Source organism: Glutamicibacter protophormiae, from assembly GCF_014647495.1.
GTDB classification, from domain to species: domain Bacteria; phylum Actinomycetota; class Actinomycetes; order Actinomycetales; family Micrococcaceae; genus Glutamicibacter; species Glutamicibacter protophormiae.
Genome location: NZ_BMPH01000002.1, coordinates 224,997 through 242,050, shown reverse-complemented (window position 1 = coordinate 242,050; position 17,054 = coordinate 224,997). Strand labels below are relative to the sequence as shown.

13 protein-coding genes are annotated in these 17,054 nt (G+C 67.5%); 8 read left to right on the top strand and 5 right to left on the bottom strand.

Translation table 11 applies throughout. From position 1 onward, the window contains the following. Positions 1-79: 79 nt before the first annotated feature. A complete protein-coding gene (locus tag IEY43_RS03510) occupies positions 80-1,195 on the bottom strand; it encodes a histidinol-phosphate transaminase (RefSeq protein ID WP_188947222.1) in 1,116 nt (371 codons plus the stop codon). Positions 1,196-1,277: 82 nt separating this feature from the next. Between IEY43_RS03510 and IEY43_RS03505 the strand changes: the two genes are divergently transcribed. After that, positions 1,278-1,664 (top strand): phage holin family protein, encoded by a 387-nt coding sequence (locus tag IEY43_RS03505; RefSeq protein ID WP_188947221.1) that lies wholly within the window; start codon positions 1,278-1,280, stop codon positions 1,662-1,664. Between the two features lie 25 nt (positions 1,665-1,689). Here the strand turns inward: IEY43_RS03505 and IEY43_RS03500 are convergent, their stop codons facing one another. Then, positions 1,690-3,057, bottom strand: coding sequence for a hypothetical protein (locus IEY43_RS03500; RefSeq protein ID WP_188947220.1), 1,368 nt, complete (start codon positions 3,055-3,057; stop codon positions 1,690-1,692). A gap of 2 nt (positions 3,058-3,059) precedes the next feature. After that, positions 3,060-3,332, bottom strand: coding sequence for a hypothetical protein (locus IEY43_RS03495; protein ID WP_188947219.1), 273 nt, complete (start codon positions 3,330-3,332; stop codon positions 3,060-3,062). A gap of 159 nt (positions 3,333-3,491) precedes the next feature. On the opposite strand from IEY43_RS03495, the gene purB reads away from it, so the two are divergent. The 4 genes from purB to IEY43_RS03475 all read left to right on the top strand — a co-directional run bounded on the left by purB (position 3,492) and on the right by IEY43_RS03475 (position 10,178). Continuing rightward, positions 3,492-4,901: an adenylosuccinate lyase gene (gene purB, locus IEY43_RS03490; RefSeq protein ID WP_188947218.1), complete on the top strand. Its 1,410-nt coding sequence runs from the start codon at positions 3,492-3,494 to the stop codon at positions 4,899-4,901. 292 nt (positions 4,902-5,193) lie between these two features. Then, a complete protein-coding gene (locus IEY43_RS03485; protein WP_188947217.1) occupies positions 5,194-6,570 on the top strand; it encodes an MFS transporter in 1,377 nt (458 codons plus the stop codon). A gap of 1 nt (position 6,571) precedes the next feature. After that, entirely contained in the window at positions 6,572-8,695 is a 2,124-nt protein-coding gene (locus tag IEY43_RS03480) for a molybdopterin oxidoreductase family protein (protein ID WP_188947216.1), read from the top strand. Then, on the top strand, positions 8,688-10,178 hold the full coding sequence (locus tag IEY43_RS03475; protein WP_188947215.1) for an FAD-dependent oxidoreductase: 1,491 nt from the start codon (positions 8,688-8,690) through the stop codon (positions 10,176-10,178). The genes IEY43_RS03480 and IEY43_RS03475 overlap by 8 nt, the downstream gene beginning before the upstream one ends. Before the next feature lie 242 nt (positions 10,179-10,420). Here IEY43_RS03475 and IEY43_RS03470 read toward each other — a convergent pair whose 3' ends face one another. Further along, entirely contained in the window at positions 10,421-10,786 is a 366-nt protein-coding gene (locus IEY43_RS03470) for a nitrite reductase (NAD(P)H) small subunit (protein WP_188947214.1), read from the bottom strand. A 274-nt stretch (positions 10,787-11,060) separates the two neighbouring features. Between IEY43_RS03470 and nirB the strand changes: the two genes are divergently transcribed. The 3 genes from nirB (at position 11,061) to IEY43_RS03455 (ending at position 15,972) form a co-directional block, all read left to right on the top strand. Then, the gene (gene nirB / locus IEY43_RS03465) at positions 11,061-13,643 is read left to right on the top strand and encodes a nitrite reductase large subunit NirB (RefSeq protein ID WP_188947213.1); all 2,583 of its coding nucleotides are present in this window, start codon (positions 11,061-11,063) and stop codon (positions 13,641-13,643) included. 215 nt (positions 13,644-13,858) lie between these two features. Next, positions 13,859-14,875 carry a uroporphyrinogen-III C-methyltransferase gene (gene cobA / locus IEY43_RS03460; RefSeq protein WP_188947212.1) on the top strand — a complete coding sequence of 339 codons (1,017 nt, stop codon included), beginning with the start codon at positions 13,859-13,861 and terminating at the stop codon, positions 14,873-14,875. Then, positions 14,872-15,972, top strand: coding sequence for a uroporphyrinogen-III synthase (locus tag IEY43_RS03455; protein ID WP_188947211.1), 1,101 nt, complete (start codon positions 14,872-14,874; stop codon positions 15,970-15,972). Before cobA ends, IEY43_RS03455 begins: the two co-directional genes overlap by 4 nt. An 89-nt stretch (positions 15,973-16,061) precedes the next feature. On the opposite strand, the gene IEY43_RS03450 is transcribed toward IEY43_RS03455, so the two are convergent. Then, positions 16,062-17,051 (bottom strand): aldo/keto reductase, encoded by a 990-nt coding sequence (locus tag IEY43_RS03450; RefSeq protein WP_188947210.1) that lies wholly within the window; start codon positions 17,049-17,051, stop codon positions 16,062-16,064. Positions 17,052-17,054 lie beyond the last annotated feature (3 nt).

The window sequence follows — 17,054 nt, the reverse complement described above, 5'->3', positions numbered from 1 at the left end:
CCGCATGGGACATATAGCGGCTTGTCTAATTTCCAAGCCTATAGCGTTTGCCTGTAAAAACGCGAGAAAACAGCGCCGCTCAGCTCTGCGCCAAATCGAGGGACTGCGCACAAAGTTCGATGAAACGGTCGTTGGCTTCCGACTCCGCGATCGAGATGCGCACGCCTTCGCCGGCGAAGCCGCGCACCGACAGCGCCTTGGCTTCGGCCCGTTCTACGAACTGCGCGGTCTTCTCGCCCAACGGCAGCCAGACGAAATTAGCCTGGGTGGCCGGGAACTTCCATCCCTGCTCCACCAGCGCGGCCACCACGCGTTCGCGCTCGGCAACCAGCGAGTCCACGCGCTCGTAGACCGCATCGATGTGCTTCAGCGAGGCGATCGCCGCATCCTGGGCCACCGAGGAGACGGCGAACGGGGTGGCGATGACCCGCAGATTGTTGGTGATTTCGGGATGGGCTACCGAATAGCCCACCCGCAGGTTCGCCAGGCCGTGGGCCTTGGAGAAGGTGCGCAGCAGGACCACGTTCGGATTGGCCTTGTAGGTCTTCACGCCATCCACGGACTGCGGGTCGCGCACGAACTCGATATAGGCCTCGTCCAGCACGATCAGCACGTTGCGCGGCACGCGGGAAATGAAGTCGTCCACCTCGGCCTGGGTGAGGATCGGGCCGGTCGGATTGTTCGGAGTGCACAGCAGGATCACCGAGGTGTTCTCGTTGATGGCATCGATCATGGCTTCCAGGTCATGTCGTCCGTCATCGAGTACCGGAACCGGCACGGGCAGCGCGCCAGCGGTCTGCACGAGGATCGGATAAGCCTCGAAGGAACGCCAAGCGAAAATGACCTCGTCCTGGATGCCGTCCTCGTTCTGTCCGGCGAAGGTGTTCAGGATCTGCACCAGGGCGCCGAGCGAGCCCGCACCGGTGACGATGTCGTCGGCCGGAACATCCAGGTAGTCCGCCAGGGCCTCGCGCAACGTGGTGCTCAGCGGATCCGGATAGCGGTTCAGCGCATCCTGGTCGAGGACCGCCTGGCGCACCTGCGGCAGCGGGCCGAAGGGAATCTCGTTGGAAGAGAGTTTGAAGGAGCTCAGCCCCTGAATCTGTACCGGCGGTTTTCCGGCGGCGTACTTGGGCAGGCGGGCAACGATCGATCGCGGCTGCACCTGGTCTTGGGGCACAGAATTCTCAGTCATGAATCCCAGCGTAGCCCCCGGATGTGCGGAAAGGTGATTTAGTTTTCATCTACGACCCAGCTTTGTGTGCGAAGGTTTTCTCATGAGTTTCCTGATTCGAGTCATCGTAAATGCGCTGGCACTTGCCGTTGCCGTCTGGATTGTGCCCGGAATCCATATCGACGCCGTTGGAGATGACACCCTGGGGCTGGTGGTCTCCTATCTGGTGGTCGGCCTGATCTTCGGTTTGGTCAATGCGCTGGTCCGCCCGATCGTCAGCCTGCTGTCATTGCCCATCACCTGCCTGACCCTGGGGCTGTTCACCATCGTGGTGAATGCGCTGATGCTGGCCTTGACCGGCTGGCTGACCCGGTTCATCCCGGCGGAGCTGATCATCGACCACTTCTGGTGGGATGCGATCATCGGCACCATCATCATCTCCATCGTCTCCGCGGTGCTCGGCCTGTTCGTCAGCAGCGACCGCCGGTAGCGCTCCACTCCCCGCGTCCCGTCGCCTAGTGCGGCGGGGCGATCTGGTGGCCCAGCGGCTTGCGCTGCTTGCCACTGCCGCGCGGCTCTTCGCCGCGCGGTTTCTTTTTCGGCACAGCGTTCCGTTCCAACGTGAAGCGGCGAAACAGCACCAGCCCGGGCGGCAGCATGAATGCCTCCAACTGCTTGCGCACTTCGGGTGCCGGATTCCGCTGCAGTTCCCGCAGGTGGTCTTCGTAATTCTGCAGCGAGTGCGGAGGGCCGAAAACACCGCCGTGGGGAAGCCTGTCCTCGATTTCCCGGCGCGGCCCGTCGAAGGTCACCGTCATCTGCCAGGGCGATGTCCGATTGGGGCGGCCGTCGGTTCCGGGAACCATGTCCCTGGAGTCTTCCACCGACAGGGTTTTCGCATCGGCAGGCGCCTCGATGCCCCCGATCGGAGAGCCCAGGGTCAGTGCGCGGGTCATCTTGAATTTCTTGCGCATCAACTTGTTCTTCAACAGGTTGGCGACGTGGATACCGCCCTGCGAATAGCCGGTCAGGATGACTTCATCACCGGGCCCGGCCCCGGAGAACTCCAGAGCCTGCGCAATCGGCTCCGCAAAGTTGTCCGATTCCCGCCCGAAGCCGTCGACGATGCCCATCGAGTCAAAGGGGTTGGTTCCCCCGAAGCCGTCCTGCGTTCCCGGCATGACCAGAACGTAGGTCTTCGGATCCAGCTGCGCGATCACGAACTTGCCTTGTTCTTCGACCCCGCCGTCGTACAGCAGGCGGTGCAGTTTGGCGTAGTCGTCCAGTGTTCCGCTCACCCGCAGTTGCTCGGGCGGCTGGCTGCCGGCGAGTTCCAACCGGCTGCCCGGGCCCACCGCGTCGATCAAGTTGCCCAGCTGCGTGGTGGTATCGGTAACCAGCTGTTCAGCGCCGGCATCGGGCCGCACGAGGTTCCACGGGTTGGCGAGCATCAGCAGCCGCAGCATGCCTTCCATCTGCCGCGTCGGCGGCCTGTTGCCGTTTTCCGCAGTGTCCCGGAAAAAGTCGAGCGCCAGCTGGATCCAATTGGCGGAGAGCATCATCTTCTCGGTGACGGCTTCGGCCGATTCATAGTTCTCCATCGCCGCACTCACCCGTTCAGCCAGGCGCCTTCCGGCAATGACGGCCTCGGTTGCGTGCGCGTAGCCAAGGCGCAGGTATTCCGCGAGCAGGGCGAGCTGGTAGCCTCGGGCCGCCACGCCGGCGATGCCGCACTGCAGATCGACGTCGTCCTGGCACTGCGCGGCCTGCTGTGCCGCTCGCAGCAGCTCCAATTCCAGTTGCTGCAACCGGGCATAGACCTCGACGCAGATGGCGCGGGAATCCGCGTAATCCACGGCGTTGTAATTGACGTCATATCCCATGCTCAGGATGCCATCCGCTGCTCGTTGATCCGGGCTTCCAGTGCATGGATTTCGTTCGTGGCCACCGCCAGGTAGGCTTCGGCATCCACCAGCACTCCGGCCAGCACTTGCAGCCTGCCGCTCAACTCGACGACCTGGGCGGCAAAAGCCCTTCCTGCTTCAGATCTCCAAGTCAGCCCGCTGATCTGGGCCAATTGGCCGATGGCGAACCGGGTGGTGTCCTTGGCATCGGAAAGCTGGAAAGCCACCGAATCAAGCGTTGCCTGAAACATCATTGCGCTACTCCCGCGTCATGGGCCGCCCTCTGCACGGCAGGCCCGTGAGCCTTCAGGATGCCGGGGACCGCCGCCGCGGACCGGCGCTGGCCGGCGGATTGTGGATTGAGCCCGGGCGTAAAAGTATGACCCGGTGCCAAGGGATGAAAGAATAAGGGCATGGTTGAGATTGCGCGCACTTCCCTTGCTAATGAATCCCTGGCGTTGACCGCCCTCGACGGACGCTACCGCGCGGCCGTCGCCCCGCTGGTGGACTACCTGTCCGAGGCGGCCTTGAACCGCGATCGCATTCACGTTGAAGTTGAATGGCTGATCCACCTGACCGACAACTCCGTCCTTCCGGGCACCTCCCCGCTCACCGCCGAGCAGAAGGCCGCGCTGCGAAAGATCGTCACCGATTTCAACGCCGATTCCGTGCAGGAACTGGCCGAGATCGAGGCCGTGACCGTCCACGATGTGAAGGCCGTCGAGTACTACATCGCCAACCGCCTTGAAGGCATCGGCATTGCCCAGCTCAAGCCGCTGGTGCACTTCGGCTGCACCTCCGAAGACATCAACAACCTGTCCTACGCGCTGGGCGTGCAGGGCGGCGTGCAGCAGGTCTGGCTGCCGGCGGCCCGCGACCTGGTGGCGCAGCTGACCAAGATGGCCGAGGACTCCCGCGACGTGCCGATGCTGTCGCGCACCCACGGACAGCCAGCCACCCCGACCACCTTGGGCAAGGAACTGGCCGTGCTTGCCTGGCGCCTGACCCGCCAGCTGGACCGCGTCGAGAAGACCGAGTACCTGGGCAAGATCAACGGCGCCACCGGCACCTACGCCGCCCACTACGCTTCGGTTCCAAACGCCGACTGGCAGCAGATCTCCCAGGGCTTCGTCGAGCACCTGGGCCTGACATGGAACCCGCTGACCACCCAGATCGAGTCGCACGACTGGCAGGCCGAGGTATACGCGGACATCGCCCGCTTCAACCGCATCCTGCACAACCTGTGCACCGATGTGTGGAGCTACATCTCCATCGGCTACTTCGCGCAGATCCCGGTGGCCGGCGCCACCGGCTCCTCGACCATGCCGCACAAGGTCAACCCGATCCGCTTCGAGAACGCCGAAGCGAACCTGGAGATCTCCAACGGCCTGCTGGACACCCTGGGCGCAACCCTGGTCACCAGCCGCTGGCAGCGCGACCTGACTGACTCCTCCTCGCAGCGCAACATCGGTTCGGCCATCGGCCACTCGGTGCTGGCCATCTCCAACGTCGCCAAGGGCCTTGACCGCCTGGACGTTGCCGAGGCTGTGCTGGCCGACGACCTGGACCACAACTGGGAGGTCCTCGCCGAGGCCATCCAGATGGTCATGCGCGCCGAGGCCATCGCCGGTGTCGAGGGCATGGACAACCCATACGAGCGCCTGAAGGACCTGACCCGCGGCCACCGCGTGGACGCAGCCCGCCTGAAGGAATTCGTCGGCGAGCTGGGCCTGTCGGCCGAGGCCGAGCAGCGCCTGCAGTCGCTGACCCCGGGCACCTACAACGGCATTGCTTCGCAGCTGGTTGACCACCTGAAGAAGTAGCCTGCATCGAACAACAACTGGTCCCGTCGCCGAAAAGCGACGGGACCAGTTTTTGTGCCCGCGCCTCTGAGACGTCGAGCTACCAGGCGCAGGGCTGGCAGTCATCGATCCGGAACTCGCTGCACGAAAACTGATCAAAAAATTTGTTCATTTCCGGCAGATTACCGGCTCCTCTCAGCGGACCCCGGCAGTCGTTACCCAGAATTGCCGCCGAGGCAACAACAAACGCACGCCGATGAAATGTCGCTCTGGAATGCTCAACAGCATCCACGAGTGAAAGGCATCGATTCGCATGAGCACGCAATCCCGCCAGCTGAGCCCCGCCGTTGACCAGCTGGAGATTACCCGCGGCCGGTGGGTCCACAACTGGGACGCGGAGAACCCGGATTTCTGGCAGGCCGTGGGCCGGCGCACCGCCTGGACCAACTTGCGCTGGTCGATCTTCGCGGAGTTCCTGGGGTTCGCCGTCTGGCAGTTGTGCGCGATCCTCGCGGTGTACCTGCCGGCCGCCGGATTCGACTACAGCACCAGCGAGCTGTTCTGGCTGATCTCCATGCCCAGCTTGGTCGGCGCCACCCTGCGCATCCCCTATACCTTCATGGTCGCCAGGTTCGGTGGACGGAACTGGACCATCATCTCCGCGCTGTTGCTCCTGATCCCGGTAACCGGGTTGGCCCTGGCCACGGCGAACCCGCAGACGCCGTTCTGGGTCATGCTGGTTCTGGCCGGGCTTTCCGGATTCGGCGGCGGCAACTTCGCTTCCTCGATGGCCAACATCACCTACTTCTACCCGGCCGCCCAGAAAGGCTGGGCCCTCGGGTTGAACGCGGCCGGAGGCAACCTGGGCGCAGCCATCGCCCAGCTGCTCGTGCCGATCGCCATCACCATCTTCGCCGCCGGGACACTGCAGCTTCCCATGGCCGGCCTGATCTGGATCCCGTTGATCCTGGCGGCCGCGGCAGGAGCCGCGAAGTACATGCACAACCTGTCCAACGCGCGCAGCGACGTGCGCGGCGCGCTGGCCTGCCTGCGCGAGAAGCACCTGTGGATCATCGCCGGGCTCTACATCGGCACCTTCGGCTCGTTCATCGGTTTCTGCGCGGTATTCCCCAAGCTGCTGGCCGATACCTTCACCGAGTACTCCTCGCTGGAGTTGGGCACCGCAGTGATCTCCCTGGCATTCCTCGGACCGCTGGTCGGGTCGCTGGCACGTCCCTACGGAGGACAGCTGGCCGACCGTTTCGGCGGGGCCCGCATCACCCTGGCAGCCTTCTCGGTAATGGCCGTACTGACCCTCGCGCTGATGCTGAGCCTGGGACAGGTGGACTTCCCGGTCTTCCTGGGATTGTTCCTCGCCTTGTTCACCGCGGCAGGCCTCGGCAACGGCTCCACCTACCGCATGATCCCGGCAGTCTTCGCCCTCTCGGGGCGGCGCAGCGGCCGTACCCCGGCCGAGCAGGCGCGCAGCGCCGCCGCGGCCCTGGGCCTGATTTCGGCCATCGGCGCATACGGCGGATTCCTGATTCCGCAGGTACTGGGCCTGTCCCTGTCGAAGCTGGGTTCCTACGTGCCAGCCTTCGGAGTGTTCGTGGGACTCTACGTGCTGCTGCTGGCAGTGACCTGGTTCTGCTACGTGCGCCGCGGTTCGGGTTTCGCGGGGAAGGCCTGAGATGGCGGTCGCGACGCACTGCCCCTACTGCGCACTGCAGTGCGGGATCACCCTTGACGCAGGCACCACTCCGGTGGGCTTGAGCGGACGGAACTTCGAAACCAACGGCGGGGCGCTGTGCCGCAAGGGCTACAGCGCCGCGCAGCTGCTGGAGCATCCCGAACGGCTGCATTCCCCGCTGGAACGCGGAGCCGACGGCGTGCTGCACCCGGTGAGCTGGGAGCGGGCGCTGGACCTGGTGGTGCACCAGGTGCGCGCGGTGCAGCAGGCCCACGGGAAGGACGCGGTGGCGGTATTCGGCTCCGGGTCGTTGACCAATGAAAAGGCCTACCAGCTGGGCAAGTTCGCCAGGCTGGCACTGGGCACCTCGCGCATCGACTACAACGGGCGGTTCTGCATGTCCTCGGCCGCGGCGGCCGGCAACAAGGCTTTCGGGCTGGACCGCGGGCTGCCATTTCCGTTGGCGGACCTGGATCGGGCAGGCACCATCCTGCTGCTCGGTTCCAATGTCGCCGACACCATGCCGCCCTTCGTCAGGCACCTTGAATCCGCGCGGGAGAACGGCGGGCTGATCGTATCCGACCCGCGCCGCTCGGCCACCGCGGAATTGGCAGACACCCATGTGCAGCCGGCACCCGGCACTGACCTGCAGCTGCTGCTCGGCCTGGCCCACGTGCTGCTGGCCGAGGACCTGGCCGACACGGAGTACCTGGACGCCCGAACCTGGGGCTTGGAATCGCTGCGCATTTCGCTGGCATCCTGGTGGCCCGAACGGGTGCAGTCGCTCACCGGCGTTCCGGCCAGCGTGATCCGACAGACCGCGCGCACCCTGGCTTCCGCGGCCCAGGCAGCTCGGAGCGGCGGCAAACCCGTGTACATCCTCACCGGGCGCGGGGTGGAACAGCATGCAAACGGCACCGCCACGGTGTCCGCCGCGATCAACCTGGCCCTGCTGCTGGGATTGCCCGGAACCCTGGCCGGAGGCTTCGGAACCATCACCGGACAGGGCAACGGGCAGGGCGGGCGCGAGCACGGGCAGAAGGCCGACCAGCTGCCCGGCTACCGCAAGATCACCGACCCGGCAGCCCGCAGGCATGTGGCGGGCGTGTGGGGTGTGGACCCTGACATCATTCCCGGGCCGGGCATCCCGGCGGCGCAGCTGCTGGCAACCCTGGGCGAACCAGGCGGAGCCCGGATGCTGCTGATGCACGGTTCCAACCCGGTCATCTCCTCCCCCAACGCCAACCGCACCGCCGCCGCGCTGCGCCGGCTGGACTACTTGGTCGTGTCCGATTTCTTCCTCTCGGAGACCGCCGCGCAGGCAGACCTGGTGCTGCCGGTGCTGCAGTGGGCCGAGGAGGAAGGCACCATGACGAACCTTGAAGGCAGGGTGCTGCGCCGCCGCGCCGCGCTGGCCCCGCCGCCGGGGGTGCGCAGCGAGCTGTGGCTGCTGGCCGAACTGGCCGCACGCCTGCAGGCCCCGACCGTCTTCAACGCCGACCCGCGGGAGGTTTTCGCCGAACTCGGCAGGGCCTCGGCCGGAGGCATCGCGGACTATTCGGGGGTGGACTACACCAGCCTCGATGCGGGGGCGGCGGTCTACTGGCCCTGCCCCGCCGGCACGCCGATCAGTACGGCTCCCGGCGAGCGCTCGGGCACCCCGCGCCTGTTCCTGGAACGATTCGCCCACCCCGACGGCAGGGCGCGGCTGGAACCGGTCTACCCGCAGCCGGCGGCCGTCGATGATGCCGACCTGAGGCCCGGGACCATCTCGCTGGTCACCGGGCGGTTGCTGGAACACTACCAGTCCGGGACGCAGACCCGCCGGGTAGCCGAGCTGCAACAGGCCGCGCCTGCGGCGCTAGCACAAATCCATCCGGACACCGCGCTGGCCCGCGGCATCAGCGACGGGCAGGAAGTGGTGCTGGAAAATTCGCACGGGCGCGTCGAAGCGACGGCCTGCCTGGATGCGGGCATCCGCCTGGACACCGTGTTCCTGCCCTTCCACTTCCCCGAAACCCAGAACGCCAACCTGCTCACCGGCGATGCGGTGGACCCGGACAGTTCCATGCCCGAGTTCAAGCATGCGCCGGTGCTGCTGTCCCGATTGGAGCGACATGAGTGAACGACTGGTTATCATCGGCTTCGGGCCGGTGGCCGCAAGCCTGGTCGAGGGGCTGCTTCCCGCGGTGCGTTCAAAAGACCTCCACCTGACGGTGTTGGGCGCGGAAGAGCGCGCCGCCTACAACCGGGTGCTGCTGGCCGAGGTCGCCATCGGCGCGGCCAAGCCCGAGCACCTGGGCATGGCCGACGAATCCCGGCTGCGCGCCGCGGGCGTGGATCTGCGGCTGGGCACCACCGCGACAGGGGTGGACCGGGCCCGGCGCGTGGTACACACCAGCGGAGGGGCGGTCCCCTACGACCGGCTGGTTTTCGCCACCGGAGCCCGCCCGGTCATCCCCTCGTTGGCAGGGCTGAACTTCGATCCGCACGCGGATTCCACGCTGCCCGCCGGTGTGCTGGCGCTGCGCACCCTCGATGATGCGCTGCAGCTGCACTCGGTGCTGCGCGGCGGCGGAAAGGTGCTGGTGCTCGGTGGCGGCATCCTGGGTCTGGAGGCCGCATTGGCCATGGCCAGCGCCGGCTTCGAGCCGGTGCTGGTGCACCACGGACCGGCACCGCTGGGGCGTGTGGTGGATGCGGACGGCGGCACCCTGCTCATCCGCCAGTTGGAAGCCGCCGGGGTGCAGGTGCTCTCCGGGGTGCGCGCCACCGGCGTGCAGAAAAAGGACGGCCGATTCCATGCGCTGGCCACCGATACCCACGGACTGATCCACGCCGACGCCTTGCTGGTGTCCACCGGGGTGCGTCCGCGCACCGAATTGGCTGAAGGCTGCGGATTGGCGGCAGGCAGCGGAATCCCGGTCAATGAGCAGCTGATGGCGGATTCCAGCGGGCGACTCTTCGCCGTGGGAGACTGCGCCGAGGTGGCCGGGCGCCGTCCTGCGGGGCTGCTCGCCCCGGGCTGGGCGCAGGCCGGTTGGCTGGCCGACTTCCTGCTCAGCCATCCGGCCCCGCATCCTTCCGCGCCCGCCCCGGATCTGGGGTGCCTGCCGGGTCCCCAAGCCCAGGGCGGCGAGATCCTGATGCTCAAGGGGCAGGGACTGGAACTCACCGCTGCCGGCACGGTGCAGGCCGGACTCTTCGACGACCCAAAGCAGCAGGTCACCGTGTATGCGGATCCAGCTTCCGGACGCTACCTGAAGATCATGGCGCGCGATGGGCTCCCCACCGGCTTTATGGCCTTGGGCCTGCCGCGCACCGGGGCGGAGCTTGCCCTGGGTTTCGAGCGCGGCACCGCATTGCCGGTTGACCCGTCCCTGTTGTTGCGGCTGGACGCGCCTTTCGAGGATGCGCAGGCACCCGCAGCCGGGGCCGATGACCAGCTGTGCCGCTGCTCTGGCGCGACCTACGGACAGGTGGCCCATGCGGTCCAAGCTGGATGTTCCACCGTCGAAGAGGTTGGCGCGAACTGCCGTGCCGGCACCGGATGCGGCGGCTGCAAGGAACGTATTGAGGAACTGCTCAGGCTCCCGGCCCAGGCCTAGCGCGGAGGCGGGAGCCAGCCTGCTCCCGCCCCGTTCCGACCGGTTGCTTAAGCCAGCACACGCCGCCAGGAAATCCTGGCGGTGTGTGCTGGTTTGCGTGTTCTTGTGAAACTGGAAATGTTGAAGCGTGGCTGCTCATGAACGGTTGCAGGATGCTGGTTCCGTGCTGACCTCGTACCAGCCGAACCATGCGCAGTGTTCAAGGTAGGCCCCGTCCTCGCCCTGGAAGGCGGCGTGCCTGCTCATTTCGAGGCCTCCATCCACAACCGGCCGCCGAGTTCCTTCACGCCGAACACCGGCAGTGCGGCGCCTTCGGAGCTCAGGCAGTCGCCGGTGTCCAGTCGGTAGATCTCCTTGTGCAGCGGGCAGGCGATGGTGGCCACGCGTCGTCCGTCCACCGTGGCATCACCCAGGATGCCGCGGGCCATGACCTTGGCGCCGGTGGACGGGCAGCGGTGGGAGCTGGCGTAGAAACCGAAGTGCTCCGTGCGGTACACCGCGATCTGCCGTCCTTCCATCCAGGCTGCCTCGCCCCAGCCCGTTTCCAGGTCGTCCGCGAAGCAGAGCTCGGCCAGTGCGGCGGGTGCATCAATCAGTTGCGTGTTCATCGGTGGGTCCTTTCGATGGTGTTCCGATGCTTCGAGCCTAGAAGCGTTATATTTCAGCCGCCGCCCCGCGCGGTTGCCGGTCGGTAAAGCCCGATTCACAGCCCCGGGGCGAACCCGTGCTACGAACATGTTTCGATGTCCTCACCGCGGGTGTTCGTGCCTGCTGGAGAAATTTGCGCCCGGTGAAACATCGGGGTAACTGCGGGGCAAAAACAGGTTCCTAGGCTGGTGCCAGACGCTCCACACCCCGTGGGTCCGCCAGCGAAAGGGCATCATGAATACCTCCAGCGAACAGCGACACATCCTCGTGATCGGCGGCGGTCCGGCCGCGCACCGCTTTGCCGAAGCCATGGCCACCCGCAGGCCGGCAGGCACCCACCTGACCGTGCTCACCGAAGAGGCCCACCTCCCCTACGACCGGGTGGCGCTGTCCAAGGCGCTGACCGATCCCGGCGTGGACCTGACCCTGGGCGAGGCGGAACTGTGGGAGCAGGAACACCTCACCCTAGAAACCGGGGCCCGCGCGGTGGCTCTGGACAGCGCCGCCCGCGTGGTGCGCACCGAGGACGGGCGCGAATTCGGCTACGACGAGCTGGTGCTGGCCACCGGCTCCAACGCCGCAACCCTGCCGATCCCCGGCGCCGAACTGACCCATGTCTACCGCACCCTGGAGGACGTGCGGGGCATCGCCGAGCAGGTACGCCTCCTGGCCGCAACGCTGGGACGCACCCCGGTGGTTGCCACCATCGGCGGCGGCCTGCTCGGGCTGGAGGCCGCCGCCGGGGTGCAGGCTCTGGGTGCGCAAGCGCTGATCATCGACGGCGGGCACTGGCTCATGGGCACCCAGCTGGACCAGGGCGCCGGGCAGGCGCTGGGGCGGCTGATCGCCCAGAAGGACTTCACGGTGCACGGCGGGGTGTTCCCGGAAAAGATCCTCTCCGAGAACGGGCAGGTCACCGGCGTGCCCATGGCCGACGGCAAGGTCATCGACGCGGACATGGTGATCGTGTCCATCGGCGTGCGCCCGCGCGACGAACTGGCCCGCACCCACAACGAAGCCCAGTCCGAGGGCGGCGCGCTCTTCGGGCTGGGCCCGCGCGGCGGCATCGTCATCGACGGCGGTTGCGCCACCGAGGTGGAACATGTCTGGGCCATCGGCGAGGTCGCCAACTACGGCGGGTTGTGCGTCGGGCTGGTCGCCCCGGCCAACACGATGGCGGAGGTCGCCGCCGACCGGCTGACCGGCGGCGAGGGGGAATTCAGCGGATTCGACACCGCCACCAAGCTCAAGCTCTCCGGGGTGGACGTCGCCTCCTTCGGTGACGCTTTCGGCCGCACCGAGGGCGCCCTGGAGGTGGTCTACGCGGATGCCGCCCGCGGGCTGTACCAGAAGCTGGTGGTCTCCGAGGATGCCGCCACCCTGCTCGGCGGCATCTTTGTGGGCGACGCGAGCCCCTACCAGTCGCTGCGTCCGCTGCTGGGCCGCGAGCTTCCGGCTGAGCCCGGCGCCTACCTCAGCGCCGCCGGCGGACAGGCCCCGGACACCGAGCTGCCCGATGACGCGGTGGTGTGCTCCTGCAACAACGTGGATGCCGGGGCGATCCGCGGCGCGGTGGGCGGAGCCTGCGCCGGCTGCGGCCCGGCTTCCACGGTGTCCGGGCTGAAGTCCTGCACCAAGGCCGGCACCCAGTGCGGTTCCTGCGTGCCGATGCTCAAGAAGCTGCTGGAAACTGAAATGGCGAAGAACGGCATGGAAGTCTCCACTGCCCTGTGCGAGCACTTCAGCCTCTCCCGCCCGCAGCTCTTCGAGGCCGTGCGCTTGGCAGGGCTGGGCACCTACCCGCAGATCATGGCACGCTTCGGCACCGGCACCGGCTGCGACATCTGCAAACCGACCATTGCCTCCATCCTTGCCAGCCAAACCAACGTGCACCCGATGGACGCCGGGCTGGCCGGGGCGCAGGACACCAACGACCGCGTCATGGCCAACATGCAGAAGGACGGCACCTACTCGGTGGTGCCGCGCATCCCCGGCGGGGAGATCACCCCTGAAAAGCTGGGGGTCATCGCCCGGGTGGCGCAGAAATACGGGCTGTACACCAAGCTGACCGGTGGGCTGCGCATCGACATGTTCGGCGCCCGGCTGGAGCAGCTGCCCCAGATCTGGCGCGAACTGGTCGACGCCGGGTTCGAATCCGGCCAGGCCTACGGCAAGTCCCTGCGCAACGTGAAAACCTGCGTCGGTTCCACCTGGTGCCGCTACGGCATGCTGGATTCGGTGGGCATGGGCATCGACATCGAGCTGCGCTACCGCGGGCTGCGCGCCCCGCACAAGTTCAAGATGGGTGTCTCCGGCTGCGCCCGCGAATGCGCGGAGGCCCGCGCCAAGGACGTGGGGGTCATCGCCACCGCGGAAGGCTGGAATCTGTACGTGGGCGGCAACGGCGGGGCCAACCCGGCCCACGCCCAGCTGCTGGCCGGCGGGGTGGATGACAGCACGCTGCTGCGGTACATCGACCGCTTCCTGATGTACTACATCCGCAGCGCCGAACGCCTGCAGCGCACCGCCCACTGGATCCAGGAGCTGCCCGGCGGCATGGACACCGTGCGCAGCGTGGTGGTCGAGGACTCGCTCGGGCTGGGAGCGGAGCTCGAACAGGCCATGGAACGCCATATCTCCAGCTACCAGGACGAATGGGCGGCCACGCTGGCTGATCCGCAGAAGCTCAAGCGCTTCCGTTCCTTCGTGAATGCGCCGCAGGTCTCGGACACCGAGCTGGAATACGCCAGCGAACGCGGCCAGCGCCGCCCGGTGGACCTGGGCGCGAGCATCCCCGTGCGCCCGGCGGGCAGCTGAGCTCCGCCGGCCCGGAACAAGTTATTGCCGGTGAAACAATTGCGAAATTTCCAGGCAAAAAGACCTGGATAGCATGTGAGACAACCCGAAACAGCGAGCACCCTGGAGCGTATCCCCATGTCACAGCATCATCCACACAGTCTTGCAGCAGTCCTGGGCACCGTGTGCCTCCACGGCGAGGGCCGCAACGCCCTGCTGGCCCGGGAGAGTGAAAAATGATCGGGGCGCACATCGAGCTGGCCGGCTGCACGGTCCTGCTGGCGGCGGATCCGGGAACCTCCGCCCGCGCCGCCCGGTACCTGCAGGCGCAGTTCGTCGACACCCTGCTGCAGGCCAGCACACCGTTGGGGGCCGTGGCCCTGCTCGGGCAGGCCGACGTCCTGGCCCTGTGTTCCGGGCAGTCGCTGAAATTCGCCGCGCTGCGCCGGCAGGCCCTGGCCCAGGGCATTCCGGTGGTCGAGCTGGACCCCGGAGCAGCCGGCGGCCGCATCACCCTGGTGGGCGGAGGGCCCGGCGCCCTGGACCTGCTGACGCTGCGCGCGGCCGCCGCGCTGGCCAGCGCGGACGTGGTCTTCTGCGACCGGCTGGGACCCGGTGAATTCCTGGATCGGCTCGCGCCGCAGGCCCGCATCATCGACGTGGGCAAGCAGCCCGGGCACCACAAGGTCACCCAGGATCGCATCGAGGAGCTGATGCTGCAGGAGGCGCTGCGCGGCCACCACGTGGTGCGGCTCAAGGGCGGGGATCCCTACGTGTTCGGCCGCGGATTCGAGGAACTGCGCACCGCCACCGCCGCCGGGATCCCGGTCGAGGTGGTTCCCGGGCTGTCCTCCTGCATCACGGTGCCGGCCGCGGCCGGCATCCCGGTCACCGCCCGCGGGGTCACCCGCGCCTTCACCGTGATCTCGGGTCACGACCCGTTGGAAGAGCACCAGCTGCGCCAACTGGCAGGTCTGGGCGGAACCATCGTGGTGCTGATGGGCATGGTTACCCTAGAGCATACCGCGGCGGGGCTGCGCCGCTGCGGGCTGGCGGCCAACACGCCCTGCGCAGTGGTCGAGTCGGGAACCACCGGCACCCAGCGCACCACCCACGCCACCTTGTCCACGCTGGCCGCGGCGTCCCGGGCGGCCGGCTGCGCGAACCCCGCAGTGATCGTCATCGGCCAGGTCGCGGCGCTGCCGCTGGCCCTGGATACGATGCAGCCGCTGAGTCTGGGAGCCACCGCATGAACAGCGCGCAACAGCTGGCAGGATTCCGCATCGCGGTGACCAGCGACCGGCGCTCCAACGAACTCATCGAGGCCCTGGAACGCCGCGGGGCCGAAACCGCCCACACCCCGTTGCTGAGGCTCGCTCCGCTGGAGGACGAACAGTTCCTGCTCGGCCAAACGCGCAGGGTCATCGCCGAACGCCCCTCGGTGCTGGTGGTGACCACCGCCTACGGGCTGCGCCGCTGGTTCGACACCGCGGAGGCCGCCGGCCTGGGCGACCAGCTGGGACGGGCGTTGGAGGACTGCCGGATCTTCACCCGCGGGGCCAAGGCGCTCGGCGCGGTGCGGGCCCTGGGCCTGCCGGTGGCCGGCAGCGCCGCGGCCGGGACCAGTCAAGCGCTGCTGCAGCTGCTGCACGGCGAGGTACAGGGGGCCGCCGTGGCGGTGCAGATGCACGCGGACAACGACCGCCCGCTGGCCCGCGACATCAGGGCGCTCGGCGCCGCGCACGTACTGAAGATCGAACCCTACCGATGGATGGAGAACAGCGGCGACCCGCACATCCTCACCCTGCTGGAAGGGATCTGCGCCGGCCGATTCGACGCGGTGACATTCACCAGCGCCCCCAGCGTGCACACCCTGCTGGCCGCCGCGGCCTCCCGCGGCATGCTGCCCACGCTGATCCGCTCGTTCAACGAACGGGTGCTGGCCGCGACCGTGGGGCCGGTGACCGCCGAACCGCTGATCCAGGCCGGGGTGCGCAGCCCGCTGGTTCCGCAGCGCCACCGCATGGGTGCCATGGTGCTGCAGTTGGTGACCGCCCTGGCAGACCAGGGCACGCTGAGCGTGGACACCTCCCGCGGCCTGTGCCAGCTGCGCGGGCGCACGCTGTCGCTGAACGATGAGGACTGCACGCTCACCCCGCTGCACGCCGAGATCCTGCGCTGCCTGCTCCAGGCCGGCGGCAATGTGGTCTCCCGGGACGAGCTGGCCACCTCGCTCAGCACGCTGCCTTCGCGCCATGCGCTGGACATGACGCTCAGCCGGCTACGCAAGAGCCTGCCCGATCCGCAGCTGATCACCACGGTCATCAAGCGCGGCTACCGCATCGCCTGAGTGGTCTTCGCGGTCCCTGCCGGTTCCGTAAATTGTTCAGCTAATTACCTGTCTCCGTACTGCACGGAAACGGGCAATTGGCTGAACATTCACCAGCGCGGGTGGATCTGGGCGCGCAGCTTCCGGTCGTAGAGACTGCGCACGGAAGCGGAGAACTCCGCGGAAATCCGCAGAGAGCCCGCGGCGGCGTTGGCCTGCGCCTGCGCCGTGGAGCGGGCTCCGGGAATGACGGTGCTGATCCCGTCCTGCGCGGCCAGCCAGGCCAGGGCGACCTGGGCGCTGGAGGCGCCGGGCGCCTCGGCGGCGGCCAGTTCCGCGAATTCGCGTGCTGCCTGCAGCCCGGTGGCGTAGTCGACCCCGGAGAAGGTCTCGCCCACGTCGAAGGCTGACCCGTCGCGGTTGAAGTTGCGGTGGTCGTCGGCGGCGAACCGGGTGTCCACGGTGTAGCGGTTGGACAGCAGGCCGCTGGCCAGCGGGACGCGGGCGATGACGCCCACGCCGGCCTCGCGCGCGGCGGGCAGCACCTGCTCGATCGGCTTGTGGCGGAAGGCGTTGACGATGATCTGCACCGTGGCCACGTTCGGCCGGGCGATGGCGGTCAGCGCTTCGCCCACGGTTTCCACGGACACGCCGTAGTTGGCGATACGCCCCTGATCGACCAGGGTGTCCAACGCGTCGTAGACGGCGTCGCTGGAGTAGACGGCGGTGGGCGGGCAGTGCAGCTGCACCAGGTCCAGGGTGTCCATTCCGAGGTTCGCGCGGGAGCGGTCGCTCCAGGCGCGGAATGCTTCAAGCGTGTAGGCCTCGGGTACCTGCTCCACCCGGCGGCCCATCTTGGTGGCGACGGTGACGCCCGCTTCCGGGTTGGCCTTGAGCCAGCGGCCGATCAGCTGCTCGCTGCGTCCGTCCCCGTAGACGTCGGCGGTGTCGAAGAAGTCCACGCCCCCTGCGTGGGCGGCGTCCAGCACAGCCAGCGCGTCGTTCGCGTCCACCGAGCCCCAGTCGGCGCCGAGCTGCCAGGTGCCCAGCCCGATCACGGAGACGCTGCGCTGTGTTCTTCCTAGTTCACGATGTTCCATGAT